Source organism: Paludibacter sp. 221 (assembly GCF_010501035.1).
Classification (GTDB): domain Bacteria; phylum Bacteroidota; class Bacteroidia; order Bacteroidales; family Paludibacteraceae; genus QVMH01.
In genome coordinates this window covers 1-16,948 of record NZ_QVMH01000053.1, presented here as the reverse complement: position 1 = coordinate 16,948, position 16,948 = coordinate 1, and the positions used below count along the sequence as shown (strand labels likewise).

Sequence of the window (16,948 nt, the reverse complement as noted above, 5' to 3'; positions counted from 1 at the left end):
AAACGCCATAATTGGTTTTCAAGGGCAGCATCATCTTCAGCAAGCGGACGTCCGTTTACTCTTTCTTTGGAGTTAGCGTCTGTTTCTGCTGTAAACAGCCTGTTCATACGGTCAGTGTCGCCTCCCAATACCTGAATTTTATACCAAGGGCCATTATCATCTGTAGATGGTTTTGGAAGCCTGCTATAAATAAAACTGTCAATTTCCGTAGCTGTAAGGCAGTCGTTGAAAATAGCTATTTGAGAAACGTTGTATCTTCCATATTCTTTATCTTTATTGTAATCTCCACAAAAAACCAAATTCTTGTCTGTTCTAAGCTCCACACCACCTTGGCTTGTGTCGAAATTTGTACGGATAGTCTTGTCGCTATGTATAACGTAGATGTCATATTTGTCGTTTTCCAGATTGGCGTTAAGAATAATCCGGTTCCAATCTCCGGGAAGAAGCAGGTCTGTTTTGTAAGTGCCTAGCCCAACTCCGTTTTTTCTGTTTGAAGCACCATCGCTGAATGATACGAATATAGATCCGTCAGTTCTGTTGCCGTTCCAATAAAGAGCACTCAAGTTTTCATTAGTACTACCACCTTTGTTTGCATCAATTTTGATATCAAACATCATGGCAAAGTTTTTTACTTCTGTAGTAGTACCTCCTCCGTTAGCAGCAATGCCGTGCGCTACACTCATTCCGGATGTAACAGCACCACCAAAGTCTATCCTGACAGTGCTAATGCCGTCAACTACCGCATGGTAAATCAAATCTTCTGTCATCAAAGAGGTAAGATCACTACCTTTAGTAGCTTTGAACAGCTCTGCAGCCGATTTAAATTCCCAGTGTCCTACTAGCTTGCTATTTAAGGTAAAGTCTGTAGATAAGTTAGTTAGAGTTTCGGCCCGTCCGGATTGTGTATACCCGGAGAGAAAAACCAACAATAAAAATAAATAAAAGTAAGTTTTTTTCATGATAGTAAAATTTTTTAGGAACAATATCTGTGTCCTTAATTATGTAATAGATGTTTTTTTTACTGAAATCCTCCAAAGATAAGTTATTACTTCTATAATGTAAAAAAAAGTGTACTCTATTTTAATACTGCATAAAAAATATTTCTTGTACGGCCAATACTTTTTTGCTACTTTATAGGATAAATAGGTTGGTTTTAAATATCTGATTTTGAGATGGAAACTATATGGTCGTTTTTTTGAAAAAAAATTTGAATTGAGACGATGTGTTTTTACCTTGATTGGAGGGTGGCGCGATGGTGTGTGTTTAACATATTTTGGGCTTAAACGCTAAAAATCAGGTTGTTTTCGGGTGCTGTGCAGAAACAGGCATGGGCCGATAAAGTGGTTGTTTTTCGCTTTTTCCGAATCAGCTTGAGTTGCCTGTTTACTGTGCTGTAGCAGAGTGATTGTGTCTTAATTTCTAGGATAATTATTTGTCTGTCAGTGTTTTATGTGTTTTATTCCTCCGTGTGTAAGTTAGCCGTCCTACGAGTGTTCCCTCTTTCGGGAGAATGTAAAAGGAGCCTATCCTTTTGTAAGAACGGCTCCTTCTGCGGTTTGTAGTTTACTTCTAAAAAAAGAAACTTTAATTGTATTTCAATACTTTTCCGGTTTCGGTTCTGTTTGTTTTAGTTTCTACCGAAATGATATAGAGGCCATTGTCAATACCTGTTATATCAATCGTTTGCGAATTGACTGAACTTATAATCTGTTTGCCCGTAAAATCAAACAAAATTATTTTATCCGCTTCAATGCCTTCTACCCGAAACCGGTTTCCCTCCTGCACTATATACCATTCGGCTTGCGGGTGCTGATATCCCGATGTACCCGAAGTGATAATTGTTTGAGACGCGCTATAATCCGATTCGTAATCGTCTCTCAACGCCTTTACCTGATAGGTGTATTCTACCCCCTCGGTTAAGCCGTCAATCAGTTTTGAGGTTTCGGTTGATGTTACTTCATACTCATTGCAAACGGTAGAGGAGGCGACACCGGTGCTTATTGTGATTTTCTGAATGTTCATTCCACCGCCAATTGTAGTTATTTCCACCGCATCGGCAGTGGCAACGTACGACCATGTGCCCGAAGCTCCGGCCTCAGTTATTATTCCGCTACTGATGTTGCTCGAAGTGCCTTTGGTATCGACTGTAGCTCCTGTAGCCGAAAAACCTCTGTCTGTTTTACTTGCATTTCCCGACATCCCTTCGATTGTTATGTAATAGCCCGTTTGGCATGGGATTTTTATTTTTATTCCCGTGCCGTTCAGATAAACAAGCTGCGTTGCAAAACCTAACCTGAGTTTGTCTGTTTCTGCTGCTGTAAACAATAATCCTTCGGTGTCGGGGATTACTTTTCCGTTTGCAAATTTAAGCTCTTCCGATTTGGTAGATGGGTTGTAATTGAAACGCCCTGTGTTTTTTTCGTCGATTATCAGGTTGGCATCTGCATTGTCTTCATTTATTGTCCAGTTGGTAAAGTCCCATTGTTTTATAATGCTATTATTTTCGTCTTTGTCATCATAGCACACTTTTACTTTGTAGCCTGTGGCATTTTCTACCGGGCTCCAACTTACAGTGATTGAGTTTGCTGCAGATGTTGCATTTACATTGGTTGGTATAGTAAGAGGTGGTTGCGAACCGCAAGGCGAGGATATTTCGCCGGTAAGGGTTACATCGAGGGTAGCGCCGGCTCCGCACGAGCTTGTTACGGCTGCTTCCACTTGGGTTACATCCAAGGCTGCGTACTGATATGTTGGCTTTGTAACGACGTTTCCGGCACTGGTGCCTCCGCTCAGGCAGTTTACAAATGTAACATCGGGGTCGCCTCCATAGCTACGGTCGACTACTCTTTTTACCTTTTTAAAATTGGTGCCTTCTACATAGCAGGTCGTACCTTTTGTGCCGTCCTCCAGCCCGATAGCCAAAGCGTCTGAAACATTGGTGTTGTAGTAGCAGTTCAGCATGTGGAGTTCGGCATTGCGTGCACGGGGCATACGCTGGCGGCATCCATCGCCCCAATAGCAATACTGAAATGTAATGCTGTAATGCCCATCGCCGGGATAATCGCTGGAGCTGCCGCCTACCAGATTGGAGAAACGATGGTCGTCGCTTCCTCCTGAGCCTCCGGCTTTGGCCGGCTTGTTGTATCCAAACCTGCACCATGATATAGTAATGTTATCCGATTTTTTTGTGTTGTCGAAATTTCCATCCACGCCATCGTAAAATTCGCAATGGTCGACCCAAAGATTATTACAACCTACATTCGATAGTAAATCACGTCCGTCTACATCGTATGCTCCCGGCCCTTCGAAAATAAGGTTGCGTATAATAACGTTGTTCGACCCTTCTTTCAGATTCAGAATACCTCCGTTAGCAGTTTGTGCCGTTGTTATGAGTTTTACCCCTTTCAGTCCTAACAATGTTTTGTTGGTTACAACTTCGCTGATTACTTCGTTTTCTCCAAAACTTATATTTCCTGTTACTATTATTATGGCCGAGCCCGAGGCTTTCAGTGCATTTACTAATGCGCTGCGTGTATTAACGGTTACTATGCTGCTGTTTCCACCACCTGTAGCATTACGCCCGAAACCGATTGGCGAGCTCATATAATAGTCTTGTGCCGGAGCAATATTATTTGCAGCCAGTATGAATAAAAGGAGGTAAAAAGGTTTTAAAAATCTCATGTTTATTTGTTTTGTTGCTTTGCCGTTTTTAAATGATGAATTGGTTCCTGTTTTTATGACACACATAAGTTCAGTTAGATTACACATAGGTACACATAGCTTATAAATGATTGCTATTGTGCCCTATGTGTTTTCGTGTGTGGTGAGTGTTTTGTGTGTGCAAAACCCCAGTTTTTTTATCGTTTTACAAACTTTTGCGAAGATACCTGTCCTTCTTTTCCTTGTATGTGAACAATATATATCCCTTTGTTCAGATGGCTGATTGGCACAAGCTGCGACCATTGCGACTCGGCTACTACATGACCCGACAAAGAATAAATTCTCAACGATTCGACCTCGCCTTGTACTACCAGAGTAGTTTCGGTTTGATAAACGGGGAAGTTTACAGCATCCTGTTCGGTTTGCGGTGTAGAGGTGATGTCGGGCACTTCGCCGTCATATATTTTTACATAAAAGTCGTACATGCGGATACCTCCCGACGATGATGTGTTTATAAATTTGATTGTAATGGGTTTGCTTACAGGGTCGAGCCCCATAGCCTGCATCATATCCCAACCGCTCATGGTTTGCTTTTTCAATTTGTCGGAGTTCCATGTTTTCACAGCACCGCCGTCGATGGAATATTCAATTCTGAGCGTACGGTCGCCGGTGAAGTGTATGTTCGATTTCAGTTCCACCAAACTAGGCAAAGTCCATTGCACATATCCGTTCGATTTAGCTATCTCGATAGCTCCTTCGGTGCACCCGGTAGGGACAGAGTTTCCGCCTTCTTTGTAAGCAGGAGTCCATAATGAGTTAGCGTCAATGCTTATTACGCCTTTCAGGTCGTCGGGTATGTTGTCAAAATCATCTTGAATCTTGTACCAGTTGCCTGTTAGTATTTTTGTACGCAGTACCCGTGTAATGTTACAATTGATTGTTATTTCGGAGCCTTCCATTCCTCCTACAGACGATACGGTGAACGTTCCGTTAGCGGCAGGTGTTCCGGATATGGTAAGGGTTTTTGCTGTTTCGTCTTTTTGTGCAGTTAGCCCGTTGGGCAAATTGGAGTATTCTACATCGGTAGCGCCTCCTCCCCAAGTAAAAACAATGTCTTCTATCGCGTCGCCAACGAAGATTTCCTGAACGGCTTTGCCTTGTGTCAACTGCAGGCTTGCCGGTGCTATGGTCGAAATTGCGATTGTTCCCGTAAGTTCAATGTCATTTTCTCCACCAACGTTTGCTATGCGGTATGTTCCTCCGGCTGTTGGTGTGCCTGATATTTTCAGCGTTTTAGCAACAAGGTCTTTCTCCTGTAGTAGCCCTGCCGGTAGGCCGGTTAATGTCACGTCGGTAGCTGCACCGCCCCATTTGTATATTGTGGTTTGAATTGCAGTTTCTGTATAAACTGTTTGGTTGGCTTTTCCTGAGTTTAATACTAATGTGGCAATAGTAGGGTCACCGGTTTCAAAAGCTCCCATGTCGGCGCGTCCATCGTTGTAGGGGATGGTAAGGTTGGGAAGTGTAAGCCCGCCCGGACTGTGTGCTTTTGGTTCAAAATTTTCGATATTCTGCCCTGCATTTATGAAGTAACTGCCTTCTATAAGTTTGCCGAAATCATTGTCGGGCAAGCTGCCGTCTGTTTGGCGTGGTGCTTTGGCCAATTCTACCGAAAGGCTTTTGAACTGTGCGCTATGATTTTTAGTTACCAGATAATTCTTGTTACTGTCGCGGTTTCCTTCTTTGTAGGGGTCGCATCCATCAATAGTAGTCCAGCTGTTATATTCGGTGTCAGGGAGTTTTGCTCCTGCCTTATTCTCTGATAGAAACTCGTGATTTCCCATGTTTACACCGTCTTTCTGATAGGTGGCTCCCCAGCCTATATTATTGCGCATATACATGGTGCCGTACTGAAAGATAGTAGGAAAACGATAGTTGTATTCGTTATTCCATGCTATGTTGTTGAACAAATACATTGCCTCGTAGGCATTGTTCTGGTCGAAACCTTTGTGCAGATTATCAAACGAAATGCAATTTTTTACGATGTGTGCTCCTACTGATTGTGAAAATGCAGCTCCACCCGATGTGCCTCCGCCGCCAAGTTTGAATCCGTTCCCGTTTTTACGTTCGATGTTGTTTTTATCGTATCCTGCTTTCCATGCCCAGCAGTTGTCGATAACGATGGGATGGTAAACCATGTATAAATCCCAGTTGTCGTCCGAGTTGTTCCATGCACGGCAGCCGTGAAACTCGGTGCCGGGACCGGGAAATAGTTTGGCTGCAAAGCCATCGGCATCGCCACCGTCGTCGGTGCCATTGAAGGAGCGGCTGTCGTAATTATTATACGAATCGCAGTTGATTATAACGTTGTAACGGCAGTATGTGTAATCGGGGTTGAATTGTGGAGTGCCTGATATGGGCAAGGACTTTACTTCTTCGTAAGTGAAGTCTTTGTACATCCCTATTTGTAGTCCGGTATCATTATTATCGTAAAAGCTACAGTTTTCTACAATGTTGTAGCTCCCTTCCAGTTTCATTCCGTTGTCGTGTGCATTGCACATTTCAAGGTTTTTGAAGTGCCAGTAGTCTCCCAAGTGATTCACGTAAATACAACGCGACATTTTGAACTCGCTGACATTGGCTGGGGCCATCGCGCTACCGTCTATAATAACACGTTCGCCGGGATATGCCCACAGGCAGATACGCGCATTTTCGGTGCCTGCTTTATCTATCAAAATCCGTTTAACAGGTTTATATGTTCCGCCGCGTACGTAGATAATGTCTCCTGCTTGTGCTTCGTCCACAGCTTTCTGTATGCTGGCGTAGGGGGAGGTTTCTGTTCCCTGATTGGTGTCTTTCCCACTCGTTGCTACGAAAATTTCACGGGCTGAAATACTGTTGGTTATAAGAAGTAAACCAATTAATAGTAGAGTAAAAATTTTTTTCATGATATAAAATTGAAATTAGATTTTTTTCGGAATATGTTTCTTCGGAAACTTACACAGATACAAAAGTAAAAGCCACGCTATAAGCGATTGTGTAATAAATGATAGTTTTAGTAGTAAAAAATGACGCTCGCTTTGAGGTTGTTATGTGTGTTTTTTTGTCTCTCGCCACTTGAAATGAGTATAATTGGATGGTTTATTTGAACGGAAAAGGCCGAATGAAAATTTTTCATTCGACCTTTCTTTGAAATAAATAAAAACGAGGAATCGATAGCTTTGAGTAAACTTATTCAAAGCCATAATTTGTTAACTGTTGTAACAATCTTTTCTATCTCCTTTTTTAGCAGGATGTTTTTTGTGCATTTCTTTTTGTCTCATATTGTCTTGATTTTCGGCACGCCGGGCTTGCAGTTGTTCAAACTTTTTTTTGCCTATTATTTTTTGTAGCTCGGCATCTTGTTTCTCTTTTTTAGCTTTAGCCTTTGCCTGTTTTTCTTCCCGTTGTTTTTGCATTTCGGCCATTTCTTTTTCACGCTCTTTGTCTTGTTTTTCAAACAATGCCTGAACTTTCATTCTCTCGTCGTTGGTCAGTTCCAGTTGTTTAGCCATTCGTTCGGCGCGTTGTTCGGCCGATATACGTTCCCTTTTCATTTCAGTCCTTTCCCCGTTGTTCGGGTGGTGGCGATGGTTTTGAGACATAACTGCCATGTTGCCTGCAAAAAATGCGACCAGTGTAAATAACATTAGTTTTTTCATACTTTAGTTTTTTTCAGATTATTGAATAATTAAATTTATATCAGGTTTGACTTTTGGGGAAAGCCAAGGTTTAACCTCGTAATACTTATTTAGTATTGTATATATAAATTATGATTTATGCGTTGGGGGGAGTGCGGGCTTTTGATACGGATTGTTTTCGGTAGGCACACAAAAAAAGGAACTTGGTGTAAGTTCCTTTTTGTTATTTGAAAAAATGAATTGATGTTTTTCTTTTTAGTTTCCTTCTTTTTGAACTAATATCCAGGCGTCTGGAAATCTGTTGAGCACTTGGTTAACTTTAGTGCGTGCGTCTTTATATGTTCCGTACGAAGATAGAAGTATCCTGAACATGCCATGCTCGTTTACTACGATAACGGCGCTGTTGCCTTCAGTGTTCAAAGTTTGTTGAAGTCCTTTGGCGTTGTCTCTGTTTTTGAAGCTACCTACTACAACGTGATATTTTTGGTCGAGAATTTTAGTGTTTTTTTCTTCTGAGTCGAGGCTGAATTTTTCGTCACGTACTTCCTCCGGCTGAGAAACTACTACAGGAGCAGGTTTTGGTGCAGGGGTTTCGGTTGCTTGGTTAGTAGCTTCTACGTGTGCATTTGGTATTGTTACTACCTTTTGTTTCGATTTGCACGATGAGGCTCCTAATCCGAAAATTACCAATATTGCTAAAATCTGAATATTTTTTTTCATATCTGTAAATTGTAAATGTTTATCTTACATATAATCCCATTGTTGCAAAGATGGAAAGAAAAATGTTGTTGACAAACTGTTTGAATGTTTTTTTTTGAAAAAACTTTACTTTTTAAAGAACAAAAAAGCTTTGTGGTTGTTCTGTTTAATATAGTTCATTTATTGACTATACATTACTGAAATAAATATATTTACTATAAAAAACTGATAATTATGAAATTTGAATTGCCTAAATTGCCTTATGCTCCGAATGAACTGGAACCGGTAATAAGTGAAAAAACTATAAGTTTCCATTATGGGAAACACCACCAAACTTATGTGAATAACCTGAATAACCTGATTGTAGGTACTGAATTTGAAAATGATGATTTGGATACCATCGTGAAAAAATCGGATGGAGCTATTTTCAACAATGCTGCACAGGCGTGGAACCATAATTTTTATTTTCTTACTCTGACTCCTAAAAAGGGAACAAAACCAAGCGAAAAATTAGCAAAAGCTATTAATGATACTTGGGGCTCTTTGGAGGCGTTTAAGGATGAGTTTGACAAATCGGCTGTAGCTGTATTTGGTTCGGGATGGGCATGGCTGGTTGCCGATGCTTCGGGCAAACTTTCGATATTAAAAGAGAGTAATGCAGGAAATCCGCTTACACGTGGCCTGACTCCTTTATTGACTTTTGATGTATGGGAACATGCTTATTATCTTGATTATCAAAACCGCCGCCCCGACCACGTGAAATCTCTGTGGGATATAGTGAACTGGGACGAGGTTTCGAAACGTTATAAGTTATAATATCGTATTTAGTAGTATTGAGAGTGGAGGAATTGCTTTGTTTTAGAGTAGTTCCTCTATTTTTATTTACAAACAAACACAATTGTTAATAAATACAATAAAACATTCAAATTCCTAAAAAAAAACAATTCCCGTATATTTATATGGCAAAACACGTATATTTGCATAATATAGGATGCGTCTTAGCAAAGTTTCAAGCGAGTTTGACTTTGCATTCGACTTTCACTATATTTGCATCAAGATAAGTACCGAACATATGTTAGCAGTTTTAATTGTTTCAGCCGTATTGCTTTTAATAGCCATACTGTTATTAGGAGTACGAGTTTTTTTTGTGAAAAACGGCAAATTTCCCAATACTCACATTGGCGGTAGCAAAGCCATGCGCGCGAGGGGAATTGGTTGTGCTACTTCGCAAGACAGAGAAGCACAGAAGGACAGCAAACGGTTAAGTACTTCTGAAATTGTAAATGAAATAATAAATAATAATTAAACAGGAATTAGAAATTATGAAAAATATTTCGCTCATAATTAATGTCATTTTATTAGCTGCTGTGGCTGTTTTGTTTGTGCTTGTACTGGGAAATAAGAATCAACAACAAGCCGGCGAAACTTATGTTATAAATGACTCTATAGCATCTTCTTTTACTTTGCCCATTGCTTATATCAATGTAGATTCATTGCTGTTGAACTATCAGTTTGCACGTGAAGCTAACGAAGTATTGATAAAAAAGGAAGAAGATTCTCGTTTGACGTTCAATACAAAAGCACGCCAACTGCAAAACGAAGTTGCTGAGTTTCAGAGCAAACTTGAAAACAACGCTTTCTTAAGTCGCGAGCGGGCTGAGCGCGAGCAAACCAGACTGGTGCAGAAGCAGCAAGAGCTGCAAGAGCTTGAGGCTAAACTGGCTCAGGAACTTTTTGCTCAACAACAAAAAGTGAACGAACAATTGCGCGATACTATTGATAATTTCTTACAGCAATATAACAAAAACAAGAAATACGAAATCATTCTTAGTAATACCGGCAACGATAACATCTTGCATGCCAACAAAAAGTATGATATTACCAAAGACGTGATAGAGCAGCTGAACAAACGATTGGGAAAAAAATAATTCGATACTTGAAATACTAAAAAAGCCATTACTATTGATTTAGTAATGGCTTTTTTTATTGGTGTGACCCCGGAGAAGATTATCTTTATTGTTTCTAAATCTTGTTGGAAGTTGGTTGAAACAAGAAATAGGAAGAATTGTATTAAATAAAATCACCTATTCGCTTACAAAGAAATAGTTTTGTGCAAATAATCATGTTGAAAAATGAAAATCACCTTTTTTCTGTAAAAAGATTAATTTTGTAAATTAATAAAAATAAAAAGAATGAACAGAATAGTACTTGTAGGAAACGGATTTGATTTATCTTATGGTTTAGAAACAAGTTATAAGCATTTTATTGGCAAATATTGGAAAGACCAAATAAGATATTTTTCAGATAATAAATATGTAGATAGTCTTAATGAACTTATAAAATTGCCAAAAGAAAATCTAGAAAAATATTCAAGAACAACATTATCTCCATTTTACGAAATGTATTCATTTAAGGAATTTAAAGAGGCTATTTTGTATAGATTGAATCTCAATATGATTGAATTTCAAAACAAATTCTTAGAAAAAATTTCAGATAAAAACTTGGAAAAATGGGTTGATATTGAAGAGGAGTATTATCTTCAAATAAAAGAAATTATACAATTTCAATATCCAGAACAAAGAGAAGGAGTAAGAGATTTTTTTTTGAAAACTTTAAATATAGATTTTGAAAAAATAAAAATTGAATTAGAAAAATATTTGATAAACGAACAAAATAGACGAAAAATAGAACAATTTAATTTCATGAATATTGAAGAAGACTTTAATCTCGTTGATTTTACAACTAATGGATTAGAATATTTTTTTAAAAAATATTTTTCTGAGACAGAGGAATATAGACGTAAGTTTGAGGAAAAATTGTCTTACTTAAAGAATAAGAACATAAATAAGATATTATGTAAGACATATATATACCCTGAGAATACATTGTTTCTGAATTTTAATTATACTAACTTGGCAGAAAGATTTATTTCTTGTATTTACAGCAATAGATGGCAACTTGAAGATTGGGCAAAATCTAAATTCACTATAAATTACATTCACGGAGAGTTAAACAAACCTGATAATCCAATGATTTTTGGTTATGGAGATGAAGATGACGAATTACATCGTGAAATAGAAAGAAAAGGTGGAGATTATTTAAATAACATCAAGACTATAAATTATTTAAAAAATGATAACTACAAAAGATTGTTAAGATTTATTGAAAGTGATTTATATCAAGTATTCATATTTGGTCATTCTTGCGGATTGTCAGACAAAACATTATTAAAAACAATGTTTGAACATGAGAATTGTGTTTCAATAAAACCTTTTTTCTATGTTGATAAAAAGGAACACAGTAACTATGACGATATTATAAAAAATATATACAGAATTTTTTCCGATAAAGTTTCGATGCGTGATAAAGTTGTAAATGAAAAGTATTGTAGCCAGCTAGTTCAATGTAAGTCTTAATTATTTACAAGTAATTATCTTAAATAAATAATCTTTCTCATCATGTTCTTGAAAGGAAAACCCTCATAACTTTTATGTTATAAGGGTTTGCTTGTGAAATTTGTGACCCCGGAGAGGCTCGAACTCTCGACCCAATGATTAAGAGTCATTTGCTCTACCAACTGAGCTACGGAGTCGGTTAATAAAAATTGCAGGTGCAAAGATATAAATTTTTGTGATAATAATATATAATCAGATTATTTAATTATAAAAAAACAAAGACTATCTGATTATGAAAAGATAGCCTTTGCTCTAAATTCAACCACTTATTCTGTTGAATAAAAGTTTGAACAGAAAAAAACATTTACATACTCATATATTCAGAAGAAGAAAGATTGAACTCGTTTTATAAAAAATGAATGAATAAATTAAAAACTGAATCCGGGTTTTGCTTCCAGACAATCTTCATCATCAGGCTTGTCTGTTTTATCTTCGTTCAAGGCTGCACTATCCAAGGGTACCGACCATATGTTTATAAACAGGTCTTTCTCGTCGGCAGCACCGGCTTCTTTGTTATCATCAAAAGAGAAATCATCTAATAAGCCTTTTTTATCCGACATTGAATAATTTATTAAAGTAGGATCATTAATCTCTTTGTTGTTAATGATATACAGGTCTTTTTTATTTATCCTATTTCTATTCATGCTTTTAAGTATTATAAGCATTAAATCCGGACTTCGGAGATGTGTGCTTTAGTATTATAGATAAAAAATTGACTGCCGACCTTGACTGCTACTGATTTCTGCCTTTTTTGTTAGTGTAAATTTATTTTTATATTATTGATAATCAGTGACTGTAAGTGACTATTTGATATTGTCGTTTTATAAAAAATGTATAATTTGGCAATAAAATATTCAGAAAAGGAGAAAATTGATAAAAAAGAAAATAATATTTACTATTTTTGTGATGAGTAGCTCTTTTATACCTTTTTTGATACCCCATTTGATAAAAAACATCATGACTGCCAATAGAGATTTGCCGTATGAAAATTTCATAGAAGCAATAAAAGAAAAAATACCTCAAAGAGGAAAACTGACAAGCCTACTTGTCGACATGCTATGTATCGAGAAAGAAGCAGTATACAGGAGGCTACGTAATGAAGTGCCTTTTACCTTTGCTGAGATAGCCATCATTGCGAAGGAACTGAATATCTCACTGGATGATACTATTGGAGCTGCCTCGCTCAAAAGCCGCCCTTTTCAGCTTAAACTTACCGATTATTACAACCCTACACCGGACGACTATGCAATGCATGAGGAGTTTGCCGACTTGTTAAGTGTCGTCAGAAATGATGAATATTCGGAGGTAGGTTTTGCTGCTAATATATTGCCGTTGCATTTCAGTGTGAAATACGAGCTTATCCATCGTTTTTATACATTGCGGTGGCTGTATCAATTTGGCGCACCCGATGCTATCGTTCCTTTTTCCGAAATTGTATTCGAGGACAAAATGAAAAATCTTTTTCAAGGGTTTTTGAACGAAGTGGAATATTTTAAGCAAACTTTTTTTATCTTTAACCAGCAAATGATGTCTTACTTCTGTAACGACATAAATTACTTTTATTCCATCCGCTTGCTTACAGCAGATGAAGTAAGGATGCTGAAAGAGGAGCTCACCCGTTTTTTGAACCACCTCGAACAATTATCGATTCATGGTACGACAAATAAGGGAAATAAAGTAGCAATTTATGTTTCAAACATTAATTTTGAAACAACATATACTTATCTGCAAACCAGCGAATACAAACTGACAATGTTGAAAACATTCACTTTGAATGAAACCACATCTTTGGACGAAGAAGTTTTTAACAGAGTTAAAACATGGATGCATTCTCTTAAAAGGACTTCAACCCTTATATCAGAAAGCGACGAAAGAAACCGTATTCTTTTTTTTGAGAGACAACGTAAATCTTTGGAAGAAAACTTGTCTGTCTGAGCACTAAAAAACAAACAGTTTTTTAGAATTTAATTAACAAATTTAGAGCTTAACCCCTGACTGATCGTGAACTGCTTGTTCTTGATTAGATATCTTATTAACCATTAACTAATCATTTATATGAAGAAAAATTCTCCATACGAGAAGTTTGTTGAAATAATTAAAGAAAAATTTCCTGAGAGAGGGAGATTGGCAAACGTACTGATGGATATGCTGTTACTCGAAAAAGAGGCTATATATCGTAGGCTTCGTGGCGAAGTTCCTTTCACCTTTTCCGAGATTGTGACTATTGCCCGTAATTTGGATATTTCGTTAGATAATATTGTAGGAGCAGGTTCGTCCAAAGATCGTCCTTTCCTTATGCGGCTGATAGATTTCGAAAATCCATCTGAAATCGACTATCAATTGCAGGAACATTATGCTGGCATGCTTCGGGTAGCAAAAAAAGAGCACGACTCCGAAGTATGTACAGCTACCAACAACATTCCTATCAACCTTAGTATGGCGTACGATTACATCTATCGCTTTCAACGGATGAAATGGCATTATCAGCTTGGCAAAAACCAGAAAAAATTCAATGAAATAATTATTCCTGAGAGGGTGATGAAAATGAATCGACAATCACTGAGCGATATCAGGGAAATAGCTAAGACATACTATATATGGAATGACCAGACTATTCGCTCGCTTGTTAAAGACATTAAATACTTTCAGAATATCAGGTTTGTGACAGAAGAAGAAGTTGGTTTGCTGAAAGAGGACATATTCAATTTTATAGATGATTTTGAAAAACTGGCCTTAAATGGTGGCTATGGCAACGGGAAAGATGTATATATCTTTATCTCCAACCTCAATTTCGAAACCAGTTACACCTTTATTCAAACCAGCGAGTATTACCTTAGCATCATCAGGTCGTTCACGCTCAACGATACTATCTCGCTTGACAAAGCGGTGTTCGACAGAATAAAAAAATGGATGCAGTCGCTAATCCGTACTTCCACGCTAATATCCGAAAGCAATGAGGTACAACGTATTTTGTTTTTTGACGAGCAACGTAAAATAGCAGATACGCTATAGTATGCGCTTTTTTGTAAAAGCTTATACCTTAGGTGTGTGATAGTTAATAAGCCCTTGAATAGGTGATTGCGTTATTTTATCAATCTTGATATTCAGGTCCGACGCGCATTGATAAAGTATCTCCTGAAAATGAAATGCCACCGAACCCGTAAATGAAACAGGATGCTGTTTGTAGTCGTATTGCATAACATTCCTTTTGAAGTAGTCGGAAAACGCGTTGTAAACGAGCGTGTGTACTCCTTCGGTTTCAATGTTCTCCTTTATAAACGGAGCAAAGCCTGCCAGAAAACGGTTTGGCATTGTTTGCCTATACACCCTGTCCAGAATAGTGGGAACGTCAAGTCCGTATCTTTCTAAAAACCGGTTCTTAATATCTTCCCCAAGTTGATTTTTCAGGCATGCGCCAATAAATAATTTTCCTAAAGCCGCGCCGCTACCTTCATCGCCCAGTATGAAACCAAGAGGCGATACGTTGTCGGTTATTCCTTCACCATCGTAAAAGCAGGAATTTGAGCCTGTCCCTAATATAGCGACGATGCCTGCCGAATTGCCTTTCAGCCCTATTGCTGCCCCTAATAAGTCGGTACCCACTTCAATCGCTGCATTAGGGAAAATGTCGCTTATAGCAGAATGTACAATTTCGATTTTCTCTGCAATACATCCGGCACCGTAAAAATAGATAGCTTCAATCTGACAGCCTTCTATTTCAGGCAGCAGCATTTCTTTTAGCTCGGCGCGGATATCCTCCTTAGTCCGAAAAAACGGGTTACACCCTTTTAATGAGGCTTTCTTTACTAAACCATTCTTGCCAACCAGACACCAATCTGTTTTGGTAGAACCGCTATCTGCTACTAATATCATGACTTATTACTTCTAATTGTGGTGTTCTATAAAAATTAATATCCTATATCCTCTTTTTTTATTCCCAGAGAATGAGACTCGTAACTTTAATATAAATAGTACTTTGACGATAGCTGCTTAAAAGCCTCCACGTCTTTGTACCAAAAGTCCCGTATATCTTCAAATCTGTTGTTTTTTGAGAATTTCAGCCGTATAGAATCGCTCCCGCATACAGCGTCGAACATAGAGAATCGGTTTCTGTCGGCATTGTCGAAAACAGCCTTATCCGGATATAGAGCGGCTATTTCCTGCATTACATAAAACTGTATTTCTGAAAGTTTCGCATCCTCGTAGTTTGTTATGTGCACTTGTACTCCCTGCAATGCTTCTCCTTTACCCATGCTGTAAAATGGCTTGAAATATACAGGACGGAAATGAACCCCCGAAAGACTGAGCGCATTCAGGTTTTCAGACAGCTTTTCGGCCGAAATCCATTCTGCTGCGAACATCTGAAAAGGAAGCGTATAGCCAACCCCAATGGAGAGGTAGCCTAATTCGCCTACGATTCCCGAGGCCGGATAAAACAGGGCAGTAATGGCTTGGGGAATATGGGGCGAAGTCGGAACCCATTGCAATCCGGTGCTTTCATAAGTCATTTCACGCTTCCAGCCCTCCATTAATATTATGTTTAGTCTACATTTTTTCCGGGTCATTTGTTCTTCGTTCAGAAGTAAGGCAAGCTCTCCACACGTTAATCCATAAATATAGGGTATTTTATATTGACTTACGAAAGTTATGAACTTATCTTCTACTATACATCCTTCTATTTTATTGCCACCCAGTGGATTAGGCCTATCGAGGATGATGAATTCAATATCGTTTTCGGCGGCGGCTTCCATAGCCAGTCCCATGGTGCTGATGTATGTGTACGAACGGCAGCCAATGTCCTGAATATCATATACTAATGCGTCGATATCCTGTAGCATTTCCGGAGTAGGTTTTCTTGTTTTCCCATAGAGCGAATAAACAGGCAGCCCCGTTTTTGGGTCTTTCATGTCTTTGACTATATCACCTGCATATATATCACCTCGCACCCCATGCTCAGGAGCATACAAAGCTACCAAGTTTACATTTTCGGCTTCGTGTAGGATGTCGATGGTCGATTTCAGATTGTTGTCTACACCCGTTTGGTTTGTTATCAGGCCGATGCGCTTACCTTCAAGAATATCGAAATTACGTTCTTTGAGTACTTCTAACCCTGTTTTTATGCTAATGCCTTGTGCGTGTAAAGCAAAGGGAGCTAAACAGAGTATAAAGACTGATATTATATGACGTACTTTCTTATTCATTACTGGCTGGAAACGAAAAAGGTAAATATGGTTTATATTTTGTTATGGTTGTAACTTAATAAAAACATATTTACCTGTCAAGTAGTTTATTCTTTATTTAGGGCAACCGCCCCAAAATTACATTTTAAACACCAAATTCATCCGATACAGCTCTTTCGTTTCTCGCTCTCAAAGTCCCTCTCTTTGAGAGAGGGATTTAGGGAGAGTTACCGTATTCTCGCTTTTATTCTTTCGTCCTCGAGCCGGACAGGCT

The 16,948-nt window shown here is 38.3% G+C and carries 14 protein-coding genes and 1 tRNA gene; 6 read left to right on the top strand and 9 right to left on the bottom strand.

What is annotated here, in order from left to right; translation table 11 throughout:
- From D0T49_RS11040 to D0T49_RS11020, 5 genes are all read right to left on the bottom strand, one after another.
- A partial coding sequence (locus D0T49_RS11040; protein ID WP_163631370.1) for a hypothetical protein occupies positions 1-959 on the bottom strand: 959 nt, incomplete at its 3' end.
- A 625-nt stretch (positions 960-1,584) separates the two neighbouring features.
- Complete coding sequence (locus D0T49_RS11035; protein WP_163631368.1) at positions 1,585-3,681, bottom strand: T9SS type A sorting domain-containing protein; 2,097 nt, start codon at positions 3,679-3,681, stop codon at positions 1,585-1,587.
- 176 nt (positions 3,682-3,857) lie between these two features.
- On the bottom strand, positions 3,858-6,608 hold the full coding sequence (locus tag D0T49_RS11030) for a T9SS type A sorting domain-containing protein (RefSeq protein ID WP_163631366.1): 2,751 nt from the start codon (positions 6,606-6,608) through the stop codon (positions 3,858-3,860).
- 303 nt (positions 6,609-6,911) lie between these two features.
- A complete protein-coding gene (locus D0T49_RS11025) occupies positions 6,912-7,361 on the bottom strand; it encodes a hypothetical protein (protein WP_163631364.1) in 450 nt (149 codons plus the stop codon).
- Positions 7,362-7,595: 234 nt separating this feature from the next.
- Positions 7,596-8,060: an SPOR domain-containing protein gene (locus tag D0T49_RS11020; protein WP_163631362.1), complete on the bottom strand. Its 465-nt coding sequence runs from the start codon at positions 8,058-8,060 to the stop codon at positions 7,596-7,598.
- Positions 8,061-8,273: 213 nt separating this feature from the next.
- Here D0T49_RS11020 and D0T49_RS11015 point away from each other — a divergent pair, with 213 nt between their 5' ends.
- The 4 genes from D0T49_RS11015 (at position 8,274) to D0T49_RS11000 (ending at position 11,455) form a co-directional block, all read left to right on the top strand.
- Positions 8,274-8,855 (top strand): superoxide dismutase, encoded by a 582-nt coding sequence (locus D0T49_RS11015; protein WP_163631360.1) that lies wholly within the window; start codon positions 8,274-8,276, stop codon positions 8,853-8,855.
- 256 nt (positions 8,856-9,111) lie between these two features.
- Positions 9,112-9,345, top strand: coding sequence for a hypothetical protein (locus D0T49_RS11010; RefSeq protein WP_163631358.1), 234 nt, complete (start codon positions 9,112-9,114; stop codon positions 9,343-9,345).
- 16 nt (positions 9,346-9,361) lie between these two features.
- Entirely contained in the window at positions 9,362-9,967 is a 606-nt protein-coding gene (locus tag D0T49_RS11005; RefSeq protein WP_163631356.1) for an OmpH family outer membrane protein, read from the top strand.
- Between the two features lie 264 nt (positions 9,968-10,231).
- Positions 10,232-11,455 (top strand): AbiH family protein, encoded by a 1,224-nt coding sequence (locus tag D0T49_RS11000; RefSeq protein ID WP_163631354.1) that lies wholly within the window; start codon positions 10,232-10,234, stop codon positions 11,453-11,455.
- A gap of 103 nt (positions 11,456-11,558) precedes the next feature.
- On the opposite strand, the gene D0T49_RS10995 is transcribed toward D0T49_RS11000, so the two are convergent.
- A tRNA-Lys gene (locus D0T49_RS10995) sits at positions 11,559-11,631 on the bottom strand.
- 231 nt (positions 11,632-11,862) lie between these two features.
- Entirely contained in the window at positions 11,863-12,138 is a 276-nt protein-coding gene (locus D0T49_RS10990) for a hypothetical protein (RefSeq protein ID WP_163631351.1), read from the bottom strand.
- Between the two features lie 313 nt (positions 12,139-12,451).
- On the opposite strand from D0T49_RS10990, the gene D0T49_RS10985 reads away from it, so the two are divergent.
- Together D0T49_RS10985 and D0T49_RS10980 are read left to right on the top strand one after the other, a co-directional pair.
- On the top strand, positions 12,452-13,429 hold the full coding sequence (locus tag D0T49_RS10985; protein WP_163631349.1) for a hypothetical protein: 978 nt from the start codon (positions 12,452-12,454) through the stop codon (positions 13,427-13,429).
- Between the two features lie 120 nt (positions 13,430-13,549).
- Entirely contained in the window at positions 13,550-14,506 is a 957-nt protein-coding gene (locus D0T49_RS10980) for a hypothetical protein (RefSeq protein WP_163631347.1), read from the top strand.
- Between the two features lie 21 nt (positions 14,507-14,527).
- Here the strand turns inward: D0T49_RS10980 and D0T49_RS10975 are convergent, their stop codons facing one another.
- Positions 14,528-15,367: a BadF/BadG/BcrA/BcrD ATPase family protein gene (locus tag D0T49_RS10975; protein ID WP_163631345.1), complete on the bottom strand. Its 840-nt coding sequence runs from the start codon at positions 15,365-15,367 to the stop codon at positions 14,528-14,530.
- Between the two features lie 86 nt (positions 15,368-15,453).
- Positions 15,454-16,695 (bottom strand): exo-beta-N-acetylmuramidase NamZ domain-containing protein, encoded by a 1,242-nt coding sequence (locus D0T49_RS10970; protein ID WP_163631343.1) that lies wholly within the window; start codon positions 16,693-16,695, stop codon positions 15,454-15,456.
- Positions 16,696-16,948: the final 253 nt, after the last annotated feature.